Genomic DNA, 18,006 nt, shown 5'->3' with positions numbered 1-18,006 from the left:
GACCATCCTTTCTATGTGCATTAGAATACTCTCATCTTAGCATTTTTCAAACAAAGATGCGAAGAAGATGACGGGGCTAATTGAATCGCATGTTGAGATCGCTTGTAAGGTTACTGTCACAATCATGACAGAGATGTTTTTGATATTTTCGCGAGAATGTTCAATAATAGAGGAAGATAAAACACATACTAATACGTTGTGACACACAGGGAGAGTTGAGAAGAACTATGGATTTTCCAATGATTGCGAATCGCTATGAACTATATAAAATGATTATGAAGTCAGATGAAGGCACGTGGTGGAGAGCGCATGATAATTCGCTAAAGCGCGAGATCATCCTTCTTCAATTGGAAGGAGAGCAGCAGACGGCTACATTGAAGAGCCTCGGCGCTGATGCCGTGCAGGTATCGGGCGAATCGTTCTTTCAGGTATTGAACGCGGGTACGGATGGGGAGAACAGCTTTGTTGTATTTTCCCCTCAGACAGGCATGCCGTTGTACCAGTATGCGGAGAATCATGCAATGCCGCTTCAATCGGCATTGGAGATTGTATTTACAGCAGGGCAGCGATTGCAGGAAGGCTTGCGTCAAGGGACACCAGCGTTCTCTGTGAGCTTTGACAATCTGTGGCTGACAGAGAAGCATGAATTGCTTGTGATGAACTATTGGACGGAGGCGCGCAGCAGCCGTACAGGCACATTCGGCTTGTCTTCGCTGTTGTACCAGCTGTGCACCCTGCATCCGCTTGCGCCGCGCCAATATGATACGTTTGTGAGCCGCATGCAATCGGCGTTGAAGTATGAGCTTCCCGCGCAGCGCAGCTCTGTGATCGCTTTGTCCAAGCGTGTCTATCAAGGGGATGAGCCGGCGCTCAGTTATATGTCGACCATTAAGGAAATCATTAACCAGCCGAGCATTCCGATTGCAGGGGCAGCAGAAGCTGAAGCCGCACCTGTGCCAGAAGCACATGCCGAGCCTCTCTATACGGCTCCTGAACCGGCCTCGTCGTCTTATCGCTACGCTGATGAAATAGCGGCAAAGGATGAACCGTCTGGTTATTCTGCTTCTGAAGATGAGCCTGCGGTGGAAAGACAGATTCCAGAAGAGTCGAACAGTTCCCGTATGGATCGCAACCGGTCTCACGAGTCTCAAGCGGGTCAAGGCATGAAGTCGAAGCGCACGAAGCGGATCACGATCATAGCCGGCTGCATCCTATTCTTCAGCTTGCTGGCAGGTGCGGTTATCTGGGCGAATCAGCTGTCGAATTCGCGCGACACGGCTGCTGAGACAACGGATAATGCTTCAAATCAGCAGCATGACGAGCAGGAGACGAATCAAGATCAACCAACAGATCAGGATTCAGGATCAGCGGATTCGGAACAAGGAAGCCAAGATGCGAGCTCCAATAATGACTCTTCTGAGCAAGGTTCACAGAATCAGCCCGATTCATCTAATCAGCAGCCAGAAGAAACGAACACGGATGAAGGGTCTTCACAGACCAATCCAGACCAATCCTCTGGCTCAGATGCTGCGAATAGTAATAACGGTACAGACAATGGTACTGGCACAAGCACACCGAATGGCGATACGACACCGCCGGCAACGACAGACCCTACAGCTCCGACTGAGCCTGTCACGCCAGAGAATCCAACAACGCCTGGTGAGCCTGCCGAGCCTGGAACCGAACTTCCTGCAGTAGAGCAGGGGAAAGCACCGAACTTGGTTGGATTGACGAAAGAGGATGCTGAGAAGCAGGCGTTGGCTGCTGGACTGAAATACTCCTTCGTTATTGAAAGCCAAGAGGGTGGAACCAAAGGCACAGTGTTCAAGCAGGAGCCGGCTGCTGGTTCAGAGGTGAAAAAGGGAGACCGTATTACGTTCTCCGTCGTTCGTTAATGCTAGGTAATTGATGTTGGCAATGAGTGCATGAAGCGTGATCGCATGTCATCTGCACTTCATTTATACTAATGCACATGAATAGGGTATCCTCTGTATGGTGTTGGGTATCGCTATGCTGATAAGGAGCTGCTGGCTTGCCTTTACATGTTAAGGGCTTTGTCAGCAGCTTCTCTTTTTTAACAGTGAACATGCAGCTTAGGTGCATGGAGTGGTGATCGGGTAGAAATATTACGAGGAAGGAATGCCTGCGAAGGTTAAAGAAAAGGACGAAGAGGCTCTTCGTGTGCTGCAAGCCGCGTTCCCCGATCGGCGCATTCAACGCCATCTTCTTTGAACCTAGTATATGGTGAGTCTAATAAATAGAGTAATGGAATGAAAAACATCCGAGCAGGCATGCGGTGCCGAACTCGGATGTTTTTATTTGTTCTGCTGTTATTGCTACTATTCGTATGATGATCGCTTAGACCAAACGCTTTACAAGGCGATTGCTTAAAGAGAGCATTGGCCAGGTAAGCGCTACTAGCGCCAGCGCTGGAGCTGTATGAGATAACGTGCGTGTCGTCAGCATAAAGAGCTCGCTGCCGAATGGCGTAAGGAATGCTGCTGTAAACAAGGTCAGCATGGCGATCACGAGCTGAATCTTCAAACCATTCAGCGGTCTTGCTATTCGGGTCAGGACGACTAGGCTTGATCCGCCCAGCACCAGCACAGCTAATGTTCGAGCTTCTGATGTCTCTAGTCCGCTATGGGAGGCGTACAAGAACATGGTTAAGGTTACACCGGCTAAGATGACGGCATTCGCTATGGCGGAACGAAGGACTCGTTTTAAGAATCCAGGCCTTACACGTTCCTTGTTAGGGCTCATCGCCAAGAAGAATGCGGGTATGCCAATCATTAGAGAACCGATAAGCGTCACGTGAATCGGCATGATGGGATAAGGCATCAGAATGCAGGAGAAGATGATGGACAGCAAGACCGAATAGACGGTTTTGGATAAAAAGAGTACGGATACCTTCTCCAAGTTGTTAATAATCTTGCGGCCTTCCATCACGACTCTTGGCAGCACACTAAAGTCAGAAGAGAGCAGGACAAGCTGAGATACTGCCTTAGCGGCATCCGAGCCATTGGCCATCGCAATTCCACAGTCCGCTTCCTTAAGCGCCAGCACATCATTGACGCCATCGCCAGTCATTGCAACGGTGTGTCCCTTGGACTGAAGGACTTGTACGAGCAGCTTCTTCTGCTGAGGAGTAACTCGTCCAAATACCGTATAGGTGTCCACTGCCTGTTGAAGCAGCTCCATATCCTGAGGGAGCGTTCTCGCATCAATATAATGCTCCGCGCCTTCAACTCCCGCTCTGGCAGCCACTGCAGAGACGGTGATTGGGTTGTCTCCAGAGATAATCTTGATCGTAACGCCTTCCTGTGCAAAATACCGCAAGGCTTCTGGGGCTTCCTTGCGAATGCGGTCTTCGATTAGCAGAATGGCAGCCATTTGCGGGTGCGCCAGCTGGTCTTCTGCAAATGCAGCTTCATCTACCTGTGCGAGCAGAAGCACGCGTCTGCCTTTGTGGGCTTCCTGCTCCACTAAGTCCTGAATGAGCGCATATTCCTCCTGAAGAATCATCTCAGGAGCACCGACCACCCACGCGCCAATCGATTCAAAAGCTGCGCCGCTCCACTTTTTATCCGAGGAAAATGGAATCTTGTGGGTAACCGACACATTAGGTGCTTGCTTATATCGATCTCGAATTGCCTGCTGTGTGGGATTCATGCTTGGCAACGTATGAACAACGCCAGATAGCGCATGTTCCACCTGTTCTAATGTACGGCCATGCAGCGGACGAACCTCGATCAGATCCAGATCGCCTTCGGTTATCGTTCCCGTCTTATCGAGGCACAGCACATCCACTCGTGCCAGCACCTCCGTTGCGGGCAGCTCCTGCACAAGCGTGTGGTGCTTGGCGAGCTTCACAATCGCGATGACGAAGGTTGCACTCGTTAAGAGGACAAGCCCTTCGGGCACCATGCTGACGATGCCGGATACAGCCGCCACGACAGCTTCCTGCCATTTGCCATGGGTGAACATAAGCTGCGTGAATACGAGCAGCGCGCCAATCGGAACCACCAGCCACATGATGACCTTAAACAGCTTATTGACTGCGCCTTGCAGCTCAGAGTTGATGCGTTTGAAGCGCTTTGCCTCTTGGGCAAGCTTGGCGGCATATGTATCAGAGCCGACCTTGGTAATCTTGGCGCAGCCGCTTCCCGCTACCACATAGCTTCCCGCCAATATGGAATTGCCCTCATGCTTGCCGACAGGGTCCGCTTCGCCTGTCAGCATGGCCTCATCTACTTCAAGCATGGCCTCGCTTTGCACCACGGCATCCGCCGCAATTCGATCTCCCGGCTTAAGGATCATCAGATCATCTAGCACAAGCTCTTCCGCTGCGATCGATTGCTCACGGCCATCTCGGATCACATCTACCTTGGCTACATTCAGCACAGAGAGCTTCTCAAGGGTAGCCTTTGCCCTCAGTTCCTGATATAAGCCTACGATGGTATTGGTGATAATCACGCCAACAAATAGTGCGTTTTTTGGTGAACCTGCTATTAGAACCGCAATGGCGAGAATGGCATTTAAAAAGTTAAAAGTCGTAAAGAGATGCGTTCGCGTAATCTCCCAAATCGTGCGGGAGGGTGCTTGGGGCATCTTATTCGACAGTCCTTCCTGCATTCGAATCGATACTTCGTCTTGGGTTAATCCCGTCCTCATGATGTCCGTTCATCCTCCTTCAATGACAGCTTTGGAGCTTAAAACTACCACTACTATTGTAAAAGAGTTCTAGTAGGGATGCTATCGAGCAGCCTTACAGAAACCTTACAAAATTGATAGGTTTAGAGATTAATCATCGCATATAGGGATGATTAATGCTTTTTTCAAGAGCAATCTTGAACGAACCATGAACAGGGTTGAACGCCTATGCATAAGGTATCCTAACGAAAAAAGTTCATCACTGTGGAGGGAATCAATCATGTATGGATATCAGGACCCAAGAGCGTATTTCCCGCTCCCAACACCCATCTTTTTGCCGCCTGTACAAGGGGGAGGGCCTTCAATGCAAGGTCTGCCATCGATGCCGGGAGGACCAGGCACAGGTGGCATGCCTCAGAACATTACGCCACCGCCACCTCAACTGTTAAACTCCTATCAGCAGCTGTCTCAGTCACCGGCACAAGCCCAGAACTTCGTCCAGCAGCAAACCCTGCAGGGAACTCAAGGGGCAGTAAGCTTTGCTGCAGGCTGTCAGAATCGCTGGACGCTAATTGTGACCAAGACATTCAATGTCTTTTTGATGTATGTGACACAGTCCAATCCAAATGGGTTTACACGCGGCTTTATCTACCCTACGTATGCCTTCGGGACATTTCCATCCTCCGTTATCCTCTGGTACAGCTGCTTCTAACACCTATGCTTGTCCTTCAAGGGAACCCAAACTGACCAGGATCTAGGTAAGCCGTATGCTTCTAGGTCTTGGTCTCTTCTTCACAATTCGGCAAGGCAATCCATCTAGAGCAGCCCGTGGTGACTTGTAATCCTGTGTAAAAATGAATTGGCGGACAAGCTTCATGGGACTATGCAAAGGTCAAGTCTAATGCTGATGCGGCTCTGATCATTGCCATGCTTTCACTATGACTCCTGCTTATTCACAAGGATGAACCGTTGATTTAGAGCACCTGAGTATGACATCTTAAACAGTGCTTTAAGCACCTTCTATGCTATGCTGAGCGGTGTGTCGACTTAAAACGCACGCTCAACGCTTGTTCAAAACAATCAAAAAAGGATATAATGGACGATGAGATCCTTATCGCTGAGCGAGTGTGCAATTGATAGACTTGTGCAGCAATAGGGAATGGAGCGTATGTGCTAGAAACTTAGTCGTAGTTGAGGAAGGGGAACATTATGGGTCGTAAGTGGAATAATATTAAGGACAAAAAAGCATCGAAAGATACGAACACAAGCCGTATCTATGCCAAGTTTGGTGTAGAGATATATGTTGCGGCAAAAAAAGGAGAGCCTGACCCGGAATCAAACCGTGCTCTTAAGGTCGTTCTTGAACGTGCAAAAACATACAATGTTCCAAAGGCCATCATTGATCGTGCTTTAGATAAAGCAAAGGGCAGTGCGGAAGATACTTATGAGGAGCTACGTTATGAGGGCTTCGGACCGAATGGCTCCATGGTTATCGTGGATACCTTGACGAATAACGTTAATCGTACAGCGTCGTCTGTGCGTGCTGCATTCAATAAGAACGGCGGCAATATGGGCGTGAGTGGATCGGTAAGCTATATGTTTGATGAGACAGCCGTGTTCGGTGTGGAAGGGAAGTCTGTAGACGAGGTCCTTGAGCTGATGCTGGAAGCGGACGTGGATGTGCGTGATGTAATAGAGGAAGAAGAGACGGTTATCGTATACGCGGAGCCAGACCAGTTCCATGTCGTGCAAGAAGCGTTCAAGAATGCAGGCATTACGGAGTTCACAGTAGCCGAAGTGACGATGCTGGCGCAAAATGATGTAACGCTCGATGGCGATGCAAGCACGCAATTTGAAAAAATGGTCGATGCGCTTGAAGAGCTCGAAGACGTGCAGCAGGTGTATCATAACGTTGATTTGGACGAGGAATAAGGACAAGCCTATATTGATTTAGGCATCTAGCTTCATCCTAGTCTCGCATAATGGATAAGAACCAATAGAACCAGTCTGATCGATAGATCTAGGCTGGTTTTTTACATTTCACCTCCATGTGTGATAAATAAGGAATATACACGGCAAAGGAATAGGTGTAAAATGTAGGCACATTGACAAGGAGGGAGTCCGCTTGAAATCGACATTACGCTTTAGAGAAGATGGTACGTTCAAGATTGTGCAGTTTACCGATGTGCACTGGAGAAATGGAGATGAGCGAGATCTGCACACAAGAAAGGTGCTCGATCTAGTTCTGAAGGAAGAGCAGCCTGATCTTATTGTGTTTACAGGCGATTTAGTTGATTCCACGCATTGCGCGGATGTGAAGGCTTCTTTCCGTGAGGTGCTTGACTTCGCAGAACGGGCAGCGAAGCCGTTTGCGTTTGTCTTTGGCAATCATGATTCGGAAGCAGGCGCAACACGTGAGGAATTGATGGAGATTGCGCAGACCTATGCGTACAATCTGGCTGAAGCAGGCCCTACGGAGCTCGACGGAGTAGGCAACTACACGCTATCGGTATTCGATCGTGAAGGGGAACAGCTCGTACATACGTTGTACTTCCTTGATTCAGGAAGCTATGCGCCTATTGAGGCGGTTGGCGGATACGAATGGATCCACCGTTCTCAGATTCAGTGGTATGCAGATGAGGCAATGAAGCGGGCGAAGTCAGGACAAGAGCCAACTCCAGCGCTAGCTTTTTTCCATATTCCACTGCCTGAATATACAGAAGTATGGGAAAAAGGTTCTTGTATCGGCAACAAACTTGAAAACGTTTGCAGTCCCAAAATCAATACCGGGCTTTTTACGCAAATGATTGAGTCTGGTGACGTTGCAGGAACATTCGTCGGACATGACCATCTGAACGATTATGCAGGTGACCTGTACGGCATTCGCTTATGTTATGGGCGTGCTACTGGCTACAGCACCTATGGACGAGATGACTTTGAACGTGGAGCGAGAATTATTCAATTGCGAGAAGGGGAACGATCCTTTGACACTTGGATTCGCCTAGCCAACAATGAAGTGATCGAAGAGAAGCTTCCTGTAAATAGTTAATGCTGTGTTAACTAGAGGATAGGATTTTGAAGGTATTTTATGTGATTAATTATTATTTTTAATGTCATTAATTAATGCTAGATTCCGTTATATGACCGCTTGTAGTACCGTCAATCCGTTTGCACACATCGAAATGATCGGATACAGGATGATGATAGGCAAGCCCCATTAAGGTCGATGAGGTTATCGGTAGATCTTAGTGGGGCTGAACCTTTTAGTTAGTAACATAATAATATTTATGTTGACATATAATATTGACTTCTTAACGAAGAGGTCAACATCATAACTTGGAATTAGAAATGGAAATAATATACAAACGGTAAGATGATCAACAGCATATAAATCAAATTATAGGTGCTTAACAAGATGTCTGACGAGATGATTCATGACATTGTGCTTGCGATGAATGGCGATCCTGATGAGGGAAGTGCAGCAGAAATCCAGGATTCCTTGAAGCTGCTTCGACTGCTTGAGCATATTGCCGAGCACTCCAAGTTTTACAAAGTCGTGCTGGGCTCTAGACGAGCGCCTATTTTCACTGATCGTCTCTTACGACTGCTGACAGAACTCAAATGAAAAAGGAAACATGCGAACCAGATTGATTCGCATGTTCGTAGAGTCGTTGGGATAAAGCGTTCACTGCTTCTCTAACGCAAGAAGGAACGCTTCAATCTGCTCCATATAGCCTTGCACTGTGATCTGCCTTGGGGCAAATAAACTAATGAGCCACGCTCGAAGCTCTGATTCCGCTGTCTTCGTGCTTAACATCGAATGCTCGGTGTTTGCAAATACAGTGACTGTTAGCAGCTCTGGGGGGATGATCTCGCGATACACTCGCTCTGTTTCCTTGACATCGACATGGATATCGTCCTCGCCGAGCAATAGCAGCACAGGGGTACGGAAATGATGAAGATCTTCTGTAGCATCCGATAAGAAGTTTTTGCTCACAAAAGTCCATTTTTCCCGCGTCATGCGTTTATTTTGCTGCGCAGCCTGTTGATATTCTTCATACGGAGCATGCCTTCTTAATAGCTCCACGATTTGTTGATCCAATGCCAATTGAGCTTGAATCTCCTGTTCGGATACACCTTCCTTGGCCAGGTGGCTTCGTGTATAATACTGTCCTTGCGTCAGCCAGTTAATCGCAGGGGATACTAGTATACTGAATGCAAGCGGCTCCTTCTTGGCCAGCTTAGGAATGACCCAGCCTGCTTGGCTTGCTCCCCATACGCCAATTCGTTCCTGATCGATCATGGGCTGCTGCTTCGCCCAAAGAATCGCTTGATTCGCTTCTTCCGCACGCTCCTCCATGCTCTGGTCAAGCCAATTGCCAGCCGATCCGTTAATTCCTCGCTTATTCAACGACAAGGAAGCATAGCCGATCGAAGCTAGCTTCTCCCACAACGGCTTATATCCATCATCATGCGTGGCATTAATAGGGCCGTCTCCATGGATAAATAGGACCAAGCCTACCTTTTCTGTATGCTCCTTAGGCAGTACAAAGATGCCCGTTAATTTTCCGTCAGGCGTGGGAATCTCGATGGTTTGCTCCACCATGTTGTAATCATGCTGGGTGACAACATACAATCCTGCGCTGCCGATCATCAACACAAGGGCAGTTATAACGACTATCCACTTTTTTACCATAATGACTCCTTATTTTCACTAATATTGGGGACTGACTAGACGTCAGTGGTGGTCTTCACATGAAGCAGCATGTAATGCCATAAGGGCTCTTTAAACAATAATCCACTTGCGAAATTTGTAAGTGTGGAATGTTTGCGAAAGTTTAGCTGTTCATACAGCTGTTCCGCTCGTCTATTCTTTTTGGAGACATGCAGGCTCAGCACCTGAAGACTAGGCTCCCTAAATACGATCTGCATGGCATACTGCAGGAGGCAAGTGCCTGCACCCTTGCCTCGATACTCGGGATGCACCGTAATATCGCTAATATAGCATTCGTTATCGGACGGTTTGTGCTCTAGCGCCTGCAAGCCTACAAGCAGCTTCAAGACCGTCCACTTGCTAAGAGGTCGGAAGCTCTTTAATGCAGGGAAGCCGTGCTTAATAGGCGTTTGATCAGGGTGTTTCCACATTAGGCACATCGTGCCGATAACGACACCCTCTTGCAAGGCGACGAGGCGATGTGATTGCGGGCCAAGAGGGTAGAGGCTCAGCAGCTGCTGAAAAAAATAAGCGAGCTCATGATCAGTAAGATGCGCTCTTGTTTGAAATTTGGCGATAAATCCTAATGCAAGCAATTGGCTCACAGCAGGGATATGATTCGACAGCATCGGTTCGATCCGAATAGGCAGCGTATGCTTCGACATGGAATGTCCATCCTTTCGCCAAACATTATGGCTTTATTAGAGATAGGAGCTCGTAATGAAGCTTGTTTTTGCTGAAAAGAGATAGATAGGATTTTTCAATAAGCACTAATGGACCAGTTAGGTGATAGGTCATCGCGGCTGCATCATCGTAGAACTGCTGAATGATTGGCTCCAAGTCCTTCTCCTCCCTGATCTGAATATGATAGGACAGATAGTTTCCGTTAGTCAGGCAGCAATCGCTTGGCTCAGTGGTTTCAAAAGCCATGATGACAGTACCTGATTCGTCCCATATATAATGCACATCAGCTTCAAAGAGATTAGGCATCGAATCCGCCTGCTCGGCCAACCGTCTGGCATGCAGCTCCTCGTGAGGTTGAAGGCGCACCCAAGGCTGAAGATAGGTCACTGCTCTATTCTTGATTTCATAGTTCTGAGAATGTGTGCGAGTGTGCTGATGCTCATGGAGCACCTTGCGAATAAAATGCTGAAGTTTTGTTAAACGCAGTAATTCAGCTTCAAGCTCTTGCAAGGACTGCTTGAATATCTGCTCGTATTGTTCGGCATCATAGGAGGTCATACAGGCTTTAATATCCTGAACGGAGATGCCCAGCTTGCGAAGCATGAGGATATGCGACAGATCGTACATCTGGTCTGTATTGTACATGCGATATTGATTGTTGTCGATATAAGCGGGCTCTAGCACTCCTTTTTCTTCAAAATAACGAATTTGATGAACAGACACGTTCATGAGCCTGGCTAGCTCGCTGATGGTGATTTCCTTTTTCATAAGCGTCTCTCCTATAAAGCAATGCGTGATTAGTACCTCTACCATACACCTTAGGTCAGACCTAAGGTCAAGTGTATTCGAAGAACAACATGATTGTATGTTTGAGAAGAAGGGGAGCGGGTTGGAAAAAATAACAATGAAAAGGTTTGAAATAAGGGATTGAAATGAACCGCGATTTGCTATATGATGGTTGCAACAGGCAGGTGTGAAATATGTCACATTAAATCCAGTGATTAAGGTGATGTAACTCACATATTCGAAGGCAGGTATGAGAAAAAGAGAAATCTCCTCGAATACAGCTTGATTCGGCTTGTGTCAGATGACATTACATTGATACAAGCAGATTGTTTTACTTTAGAAGGTGAAATCATTCACATATAATTATGCAGATGAAAGTGAATGTGCTCACAAACACAATTTGGATAGGAGAAACGGTCCAGCATCATACAGAGCGAAGGACCGACACACAAGGAGGACAATCAGATGAAAATCGCAGTAATCGGATGTACCCATGCAGGAACAGCAGCTATTGTAAACGCAGCGAAATTGTACCCAGAGGCACAAATAACGGTATATGAGCGTAATGACAATATTTCCTTTTTATCCTGCGGGATTGCTTTATATGTCGGTGGAGTCATAGAAGACCCGAATGGCTTGTTCTATTCTTCGCCTGAGCATCTGGCTGAGCTTGGAGTTGTGACGAAGATGCGCCACGACGTTATCGCGGTGGACACAGAGAAGAAAACCCTGCGTGTTCGTGACCTTGCTTCTGATTCCGAATCCGACGATACGTATGATAAGCTTATTATTACGACGGGCTCTTGGCCAATCCTGCCGCGAATTGAAGGCTCTAACTTGGATAATATCCTATTGTCCAAGAACTTTAATCATTCGAACACGATTATTGAAAAAGCAAAGACCGCATCTAAGATTGTCGTTGTCGGTGCAGGCTACATTGGCATTGAGCTGGTCGAAGCGTTTGAGATGAATGGCAAAAAAGTAACGCTTATTGACAGCACGGATCGCATTCTTAGCAAATACTTGGATCCTGAATTTACAGAGCAAACGGAGAGCAGTCTGAAGGAACATGGCATCCAGCTGGCACTTGGCCAAACCGTGACACGGTTTGAAGGCACAGATGGCAAAGTGGCTAAGGTCATCACAACAAAAGGCGAATACGAGGCCGACTTGGTTATTCTCTGTATTGGCTTCAAGCCAAATACAGAGCTGTTCCAAGGACAGCTTGAGATGATGCCCAATGGCGCTCTAATCGTAGATGAATATATGAGAACAAGCAAGCCGGATGTATATGCTGCTGGAGACAGCTGTGCGATTGTCTATAATCCAACCGGGAAGCATGCTTACATTCCGCTGGCTACGAACGCCGTTCGAATGGGTACATTGGTAGCACGCAACCTGATGAAGCCGACGATCGCTTATATGGGTACGCAAGGCACGTCCGGCATCAAGATCTATGATCACAACATCGCATCGACAGGCTTGACGGAGACGGCAGCACTTGACATGGGCATGGATGTGAAAAGCGTAACAATCCAAGAAAACGATCGCCCTGAATTTATGCCGACGTACAATGAAGTCACACTGAAGGTTGTGTACGAGACGGATACCCGTCGTATCGTTGGTGCGCAGCTCATGTCGAAGGCGGATCTCACGCAGTCTGTGAATACAATCTCCGTATGTATTCAAAACAAGATGACCATCGACCAGCTTGGCTTTGTGGACTTCTTCTTCCAGCCGCATTATAACAAGCCGTGGAACTTCTTGAACACAGCAGGGCTGCAGGCTCTATAAGTCGGCATGAAGCAATCCTTTACCTCATTTAACGTTAGATTCGGTATCCATAGGAGCCGTGCATGGAATAAAGCAGTTGCCGCAAGGCCTCCCGCTATCAAGCGAGGAGGCTTTTTTGTGTGCACAATCGAATGGTTGGCTGTAAAAATCATCAAGAGATTAGGACTTGAATGCAGCCACAATCTACTTTATGATTCGATAGTAAGTTCTTCCATTGTTTATTTTCTCCAATTTCGTGTTGTTTTCTTTACATTACAGGGACTATAGAAATTTTTAAAAAATCTATATATCTTGTCGATATGGCCAATTGCAGTTCGTCGTTCTATATAGAAGCAAAAATGACACCCGATATCTCGATATAACAAAGGAGAGTTACGATGAACATTGCGATGTCGAAAGATGGCACCACGATTACCTATGACAAGATCGGAAAAGGACCTGCGCTGGTGTTGGTGACTGGAGCTTTCGGCTACCGAAAGTTTCCTGCTCAAGTACAGCTGGCTCAGTTGTTGGCTGATCATTTTACGGTGTACAGCTATGATCGCCGTGGCCGTGGCGATAGCAGCGACACGAAGCCTTATGCTGTTGAACGAGAGATTGAAGATCTGGAGGCTGTTATAGATGAGGCAGGCGGTTCTGCTTATGTATGGGGACTCTCATCTGGCGCAATCCTTGCTTTGCGAGCTGCTACGCGCGGCGTTAAGATGACCAAGTTGGCGCTTCATGAGCCCCCATTTATCGTCAATCCGAATGATCGCAAGCCACCACAAGACTTTAAGAATCATGTCATGGAACTGATTGCTACCAATCGTCGGGCTGAAGCGATTCGCTACTTCATGATGCAGGGAATGGGAGCTCCATCCTTTATCGTGAGTATGATGCGCATCATGCCTGGGGTCTGGGATAAGCTGATGGCTGTTGCCCACACGCTTCCGTATGATGCTGCTCTAGGCGATGGGTACATGAACGGCAAGCCTTTGCGCGCAAGTGATTGGAGCATGATTACGATGCCAGCGATTGTGCTGCAAGGAACAGAGAGCCCGGAGGGACTGCGACATGGTGCGCAAGCGCTTGCTGATGTGCTCCCAAGTGCAAGGTTATTAAGCAAAAAAGGGCTCGGGCACACGAAAAAGCTGAATGCGAAGATGATTGCAGCAGAACTGATCTCGTTCTTCAATGAATCGTAAGCTGATATTCGGAAAAAAGTTTTTAAAAAATATTTTCGAGTGGTTGTCGATTTCATGATGGTTTATTCGTTGCTTATATAGAAGCGGGCGCAATCCATGACAGTTATGACTAACGAAACGAATCATCAGATTCACGCTTCATGACATGATGGGAGGAATAAAGATATGAGATTTATGATGATTGTAAAGGCGACAACCGATTCAGAAGCAGGAAAACTGCCTAGCCAAGAGCTTATTGAAGCGATGCACAAGTATAATGAGGAATTGGTCAAGGCAGGTGTGATGCTGGCAGGTGATGGTCTAATGCCAAGCTCAAGCGGCATTCGAATCTCTTACCCTGAACCTGGAGGCAAGCCGAAGGTGGTGGATGGTCCATTTACCGAAGCGAAGGAAATGATCGCAGGCTATACACTTATCGAGGTGAAGTCAAGAGAAGAAGCGATCGAATGGGCGCTTCGCATGCCTGATCCGCATGGATTTGGCCAGGGGGAAATTGAGCTTCGTCAAGTCTATGAATCAGAAGATCTCACCAGTGACGCTGAATTCTTATCGAAGGAAGCAGAGCTTCGCAAGCAGCTTATGGAGAAGCAGCGCTCGTGACGAATGATATTCACCGAACGATTGATGCCATTTGGCGCATTGAAGCCGCCAAGCTGATTGCGAGTTTGACACGCATGATGCGAGATGTATCGCTCGCAGAGGATCTTGCTCAAGATGCTCTTGTCATTGCACTTGAAAAATGGCCAGAGCTAGGCATTCCAGACAATCCTGGAGCTTGGCTGATGACGACAGCCAAGCGGCGCGCGATCGACCTAATCCGCCGAACAAAGGTGCGTGGTCAGAAGTACGCTGAGTTATCACGTCAACTCGAATGGGTGACAGAAGAAGACATAGATGGAGCTATAGATGGGGAGATCGGTGACGATCTCCTTCGTCTGATCTTCATGACCTGCCATCCCTCTCTGTCACAGGAAGCAAGAGTTGCATTAACTTTGCGGCTGCTGTGCGGTCTGAGTACAAATGAGATTGCCCGCTCCTTTCTCGTGCCAGAATCCACGATCGCTCAGCGAATCGTAAGAGCGAAGAGAACACTGAGCGCCGTGAAGATTCCATTTGAAGTGCCTGAAGGCGCTGAGCTGAAGGAACGCCTGAGTACTGTGCTAGAAGTTATCTACCTGATGTTTAACGAAGGGTATTCTGCTACATCAGGCGAGCAGTGGTTTAAGCCCGTATTGTGCCAAGAAGCGCTCCGACTAGGACGCGTGCTAGCAGAGATCGCCCCTTCGGAACCGGAAGTCCATGGGCTTGTTGCTCTTATGGAAATCCAATCCTCCAGGCTTAAGACAAGGGTTCGTCCTACAGGAGATCCGGTCCTCTTAATGGATCAACACAGAGCCCAATGGGACAGGCTCTTGATCCACCGCGGCCTACAAGCACTTGAGCGCAGTCAAAGATTGGGCAGAACATGGGGTCCTTACGCTCTTCAAGCCGCCATATCAGCTTGCCATGCGCAGGCGCCGACCCCTGATGATACGAACTGGACGCGAATTGCCGCCCTTTACGAAGCGTTGTCTAGAGTGGCTCCGTCTCCCATCGTGGAGCTTAATCGAGCTGTCGCTATCTCTATGGCGTTCGGCCCTGAATACGGCCTGCAGCTTATCGATGAGCTCAGTCAGGATCAATATCTGAAGGATTATCATCTATTGCCAAGTGTAAGAGGAGAACTCTTGATGAAGCTTGGCCGTAAGGAAGAAGCTCGAGAAGCGTTGTTACGGGCTGCTGCAATGACTCAGAATACGCGTGAACAGGAGCTGTTGATGAAAAAGGCTGCTGATTGTGAGCAATAAGAGGTTATATTTATTTTTTGAACATGTCGATATCCTATCTTGTTGTTCGTCGTCTTATTAGAAAGAGGAAGAAGCTTGGAAGAAGCTCGAACATTTTTCTAATTTTTAATAGGAGGACATGCAGATGCTGTTTATGCTCATGACAAAAGCAAGATGTCCATGAATGAATAACGGAAGATGAATTTAAGAGCCAATTAGATGTGTATAGAAGTTGAAGAAAATAATAATGGATGGAAAAGGGGAGCTATTTGATGAGTCAAGAGGTATTGGAATTTATTGAAGCGATCACGGAGCCATGGCAAAAGGAGAAGGCGTTAGAACTTCGGGGCATTGTTCACCAAGCCATACCTAGTGTAACCGAACGAATCCAGTATAAGAAGCCTCATTTTCTGAAAAATGGGAAATATGCTGCCGTCATCTCTACTTCGAAGAATGCCGTTAGCTTTACGATCTTTCATGCTGCAAATGTGAGACTGCCAGAAGCCTTGTTTACGGGCCCGGAAGAGCGTAAAACGATGAAGCTGAAAAAGGATCAAACCTATGATGCGAAGCAGCTTGCTGCATGGTTGAATGAAGCATCAAGCTCGCTTTAGGGCAATACTCTTTCTAGGAAAAAAATTGAATTCTTGTAGAAGCTCCTCTTGCAACGGTCAAAGAGGAGCTTCTTTGTCGTATTTGGACCTTCTGCCTCCCGTTCTGTTCTTGGGATTTTGATTAGGCTTTTGAGATCGGAATACTCCGCATGTATTTCTTCAATAAGATTTAACCGAACTAGTACTTTGACTGTCATAGTAATATGATGTATCATGCAAATGTGGAGGTGATTGAATGAGCGAGAACAAGATCACGTCCGACCTGTTGCGTGGACATACGGATACGATGATTTTACGGCTCTTGTCCGAAGCTGATCGCTATGGCTATGAGGTCGTCAAGCTGATTGCTGAGCGCTCAGGAGGCGAATATGAGTTGAAGGAAGCAACGATGTACTCGAGCTTCCGGCGTCTTCAGGCAGATGGGGATATCGAATGGTATTGGGGCGATGAGACACAGGGAGGACGACGCAAGTATTACAGGATTACGAACAAAGGCCGGGACACTTACACCCGCAATAAAAGGAATTGGGAGTATGCCAAGCGCGTATTAGAAAACTTATTATAAGGAGATGGATGGCATGAATCAGAAGCTAACGGATTATCTGAACAGCGTCTTTACACCGTACGATGGGGTAAAGACTGTCGACGAATTAAAGGCTGACCTGCTCTCTGATTTGCAGGAGCGATATCATGATCTTAAAGCGGAGGGCAAAGATGATGATACGGCTTTTGCGATGACAATTGACAGTATCGGAGATATTGAGCAAACGGTACTTGAGGTGGCGAATCTCTCCCGCTCGCTGGAGCGCCAGGTGCGAATCAACCTACGTGCGATCGATCTGCAAGAGAGTGACTTCGCGGGCGTTATTTTACACAAAGGCGAATTCAAAGTGGCCGCGTTGTGCGGAGCCGACTTTGCCGGAGCTGACTTGACCGGAACCTCGTTTTCAACCAGCAATGTAAGGGAAGCCAATTTTGACAGCGCCAATCTGACAGACTGCAGCTTTTCGAACTCTGATCTTACGGGGGCAAGATTCAATAAATCAATCCTTGTACGTACCAGCTTCAGCATATCAGGGTTAGAAGGTGCTGCATTCACAGACGTTACGTTGACTGACGTTACGCTGACCAAGACTGACCTAAAGAAAACCATTTTTAATCGATGTGTCTTCAGTGGGGTGGATTTCAATAAATCTGACCTGCGTGGAATGTGTTTTGAGGGACAGACCTTCATTGGTGTCAAGTTTGACAAATCTGCACTGAATGACGCTTCGTTTAGGGGAGCGACACTCAAGAATGTCTCCTTCCGTCTGCCTTTTTCCGTAACCAACAAATCTTACCTAGACTTCAAAACCGTCTGCTTTGACGGCGCAACAATGGATAAGCTGACCTATGCTGCGCTCAAAAGCTTATGGGTTGCAGACTTGTCAAAAGTCACGGTCATATAAAGAATTGAGCTCATCGGATTACGCCTAATCACCTTTGAAGACGTAAATAGACAGCTGTCAGGAACAACATATCCTATCAACGCAATCCAAATAAGCGGAAGAGGTTCGTCAAGTTATCGCAGCTATGAATCGCTTAATCTTTTCATAACCCTTTGGACATCTCCTTGTTATATGATGAGGATGACGACAATTGGAACGGAATCCACCCTGTTCAACAACCGGAGGTAATGATGAGAAAAGTGATAAGGGTAAGTATTGCGCTATTGTTCATTATTTTATTGCTGTCCATAGGCTATGCTT

At 47.3% G+C, this 18,006-nt stretch carries 16 protein-coding genes; 12 read left to right on the top strand and 4 right to left on the bottom strand.

Annotated elements, in window-relative coordinates; translation table 11 throughout:
• Positions 1-227: 227 nt before the first annotated feature.
• On the top strand, positions 228-1,895 hold the full coding sequence (locus B9Y93_RS06435; protein ID WP_085493478.1) for a PASTA domain-containing protein: 1,668 nt from the start codon (positions 228-230) through the stop codon (positions 1,893-1,895).
• 463 nt (positions 1,896-2,358) lie between these two features.
• Here B9Y93_RS06435 and B9Y93_RS06430 read toward each other — a convergent pair whose 3' ends face one another.
• On the bottom strand, positions 2,359-4,674 hold the full coding sequence (locus tag B9Y93_RS06430; protein WP_085493477.1) for a cation-translocating P-type ATPase: 2,316 nt from the start codon (positions 4,672-4,674) through the stop codon (positions 2,359-2,361).
• Between the two features lie 259 nt (positions 4,675-4,933).
• Between B9Y93_RS06430 and B9Y93_RS06425 the strand changes: the two genes are divergently transcribed.
• The 4 genes from B9Y93_RS06425 (at position 4,934) to B9Y93_RS06410 (ending at position 8,278) form a co-directional block, all read left to right on the top strand.
• On the top strand, positions 4,934-5,365 hold the full coding sequence (locus B9Y93_RS06425; protein WP_139829141.1) for a hypothetical protein: 432 nt from the start codon (positions 4,934-4,936) through the stop codon (positions 5,363-5,365).
• 497 nt (positions 5,366-5,862) lie between these two features.
• Complete coding sequence (locus B9Y93_RS06420; RefSeq protein ID WP_085493475.1) at positions 5,863-6,585, top strand: YebC/PmpR family DNA-binding transcriptional regulator; 723 nt, start codon at positions 5,863-5,865, stop codon at positions 6,583-6,585.
• A gap of 193 nt (positions 6,586-6,778) precedes the next feature.
• Complete coding sequence (locus tag B9Y93_RS06415) at positions 6,779-7,702, top strand: metallophosphoesterase family protein (protein WP_085493474.1); 924 nt, start codon at positions 6,779-6,781, stop codon at positions 7,700-7,702.
• 366 nt (positions 7,703-8,068) lie between these two features.
• Entirely contained in the window at positions 8,069-8,278 is a 210-nt protein-coding gene (locus tag B9Y93_RS06410) for a TetR-like C-terminal domain-containing protein (protein WP_085493473.1), read from the top strand.
• A gap of 60 nt (positions 8,279-8,338) precedes the next feature.
• Here the strand turns inward: B9Y93_RS06410 and B9Y93_RS06405 are convergent, their stop codons facing one another.
• Genes B9Y93_RS06405 through B9Y93_RS06395 form a run of 3 tightly spaced genes read right to left on the bottom strand, consistent with a single transcriptional unit; the run spans position 8,339 to position 10,819 of the window.
• A complete protein-coding gene (locus B9Y93_RS06405; RefSeq protein WP_085493472.1) occupies positions 8,339-9,349 on the bottom strand; it encodes an alpha/beta hydrolase family protein in 1,011 nt (336 codons plus the stop codon).
• Positions 9,350-9,384: 35 nt separating this feature from the next.
• Positions 9,385-10,032, bottom strand: a complete 648-nt coding sequence (locus B9Y93_RS06400) for a GNAT family N-acetyltransferase (protein WP_085493471.1) — start codon at positions 10,030-10,032, stop codon at positions 9,385-9,387.
• Positions 10,033-10,057: 25 nt separating this feature from the next.
• On the bottom strand, positions 10,058-10,819 hold the full coding sequence (locus B9Y93_RS06395; protein ID WP_085493470.1) for a helix-turn-helix domain-containing protein: 762 nt from the start codon (positions 10,817-10,819) through the stop codon (positions 10,058-10,060).
• Between the two features lie 483 nt (positions 10,820-11,302).
• Between B9Y93_RS06395 and B9Y93_RS06390 the strand changes: the two genes are divergently transcribed.
• The 7 genes from B9Y93_RS06390 to B9Y93_RS06360 all read left to right on the top strand — a co-directional run bounded on the left by B9Y93_RS06390 (position 11,303) and on the right by B9Y93_RS06360 (position 17,706).
• Positions 11,303-12,631 carry an FAD-dependent oxidoreductase gene (locus tag B9Y93_RS06390; protein ID WP_085493469.1) on the top strand — a complete coding sequence of 443 codons (1,329 nt, stop codon included), beginning with the start codon at positions 11,303-11,305 and terminating at the stop codon, positions 12,629-12,631.
• Between the two features lie 377 nt (positions 12,632-13,008).
• Positions 13,009-13,818, top strand: coding sequence for an alpha/beta fold hydrolase (locus B9Y93_RS06385; protein ID WP_085493468.1), 810 nt, complete (start codon positions 13,009-13,011; stop codon positions 13,816-13,818).
• A gap of 165 nt (positions 13,819-13,983) precedes the next feature.
• A complete protein-coding gene (locus B9Y93_RS06380; RefSeq protein ID WP_085493467.1) occupies positions 13,984-14,418 on the top strand; it encodes a YciI family protein in 435 nt (144 codons plus the stop codon).
• Entirely contained in the window at positions 14,415-15,665 is a 1,251-nt protein-coding gene (locus B9Y93_RS06375; RefSeq protein ID WP_244903300.1) for an RNA polymerase sigma factor, read from the top strand. The genes B9Y93_RS06380 and B9Y93_RS06375 overlap by 4 nt, the downstream gene beginning before the upstream one ends.
• Before the next feature lie 251 nt (positions 15,666-15,916).
• Positions 15,917-16,258: a DUF1801 domain-containing protein gene (locus B9Y93_RS06370; protein ID WP_085493466.1), complete on the top strand. Its 342-nt coding sequence runs from the start codon at positions 15,917-15,919 to the stop codon at positions 16,256-16,258.
• Between the two features lie 235 nt (positions 16,259-16,493).
• On the top strand, positions 16,494-16,823 hold the full coding sequence (locus B9Y93_RS06365; RefSeq protein WP_085493465.1) for a PadR family transcriptional regulator: 330 nt from the start codon (positions 16,494-16,496) through the stop codon (positions 16,821-16,823).
• Positions 16,824-16,836: 13 nt separating this feature from the next.
• A complete protein-coding gene (locus B9Y93_RS06360; RefSeq protein WP_085493464.1) occupies positions 16,837-17,706 on the top strand; it encodes a pentapeptide repeat-containing protein in 870 nt (289 codons plus the stop codon).
• The last annotated feature ends 300 nt before the right edge of the window (positions 17,707-18,006 follow it).

The sequence above is a fragment of the Paenibacillus aquistagni genome, from assembly GCF_900177815.1.
In the GTDB taxonomy this organism is placed as follows: domain Bacteria; phylum Bacillota; class Bacilli; order Paenibacillales; family Paenibacillaceae; genus Paenibacillus_B; species Paenibacillus_B aquistagni.
This window is presented reverse-complemented; position numbering and strand designations above follow the sequence as displayed.

Coding starts and splice junctions, on each gene's coding strand:
- B9Y93_RS06365 (WP_085493465.1), top strand. CDS start 16,494: ATGAGCGAGAACAAGATCACGTCCGACCTGTTGCGTGGACATACGGAT.
- B9Y93_RS06360 (WP_085493464.1), top strand. CDS start 16,837: ATGAATCAGAAGCTAACGGATTATCTGAACAGCGTCTTTACACCGTAC.
- B9Y93_RS06405 (WP_085493472.1), bottom strand. CDS start 9,349: ATGGTAAAAAAGTGGATAGTCGTTATAACTGCCCTTGTGTTGATGATC.
- B9Y93_RS06435 (WP_085493478.1), top strand. CDS start 228: ATGGATTTTCCAATGATTGCGAATCGCTATGAACTATATAAAATGATT.
- B9Y93_RS06420 (WP_085493475.1), top strand. CDS start 5,863: ATGGGTCGTAAGTGGAATAATATTAAGGACAAAAAAGCATCGAAAGAT.
- B9Y93_RS06430 (WP_085493477.1), bottom strand. CDS start 4,674: ATGAGGACGGGATTAACCCAAGACGAAGTATCGATTCGAATGCAGGAA.
- B9Y93_RS06425 (WP_139829141.1), top strand. CDS start 4,934: ATGTATGGATATCAGGACCCAAGAGCGTATTTCCCGCTCCCAACACCC.
- B9Y93_RS06400 (WP_085493471.1), bottom strand. CDS start 10,032: ATGTCGAAGCATACGCTGCCTATTCGGATCGAACCGATGCTGTCGAAT.
- B9Y93_RS06410 (WP_085493473.1), top strand. CDS start 8,069: ATGTCTGACGAGATGATTCATGACATTGTGCTTGCGATGAATGGCGAT.
- B9Y93_RS06390 (WP_085493469.1), top strand. CDS start 11,303: ATGAAAATCGCAGTAATCGGATGTACCCATGCAGGAACAGCAGCTATT.
- B9Y93_RS06385 (WP_085493468.1), top strand. CDS start 13,009: ATGAACATTGCGATGTCGAAAGATGGCACCACGATTACCTATGACAAG.
- B9Y93_RS06395 (WP_085493470.1), bottom strand. CDS start 10,819: ATGAAAAAGGAAATCACCATCAGCGAGCTAGCCAGGCTCATGAACGTG.
- B9Y93_RS06380 (WP_085493467.1), top strand. CDS start 13,984: ATGAGATTTATGATGATTGTAAAGGCGACAACCGATTCAGAAGCAGGA.
- B9Y93_RS06370 (WP_085493466.1), top strand. CDS start 15,917: ATGAGTCAAGAGGTATTGGAATTTATTGAAGCGATCACGGAGCCATGG.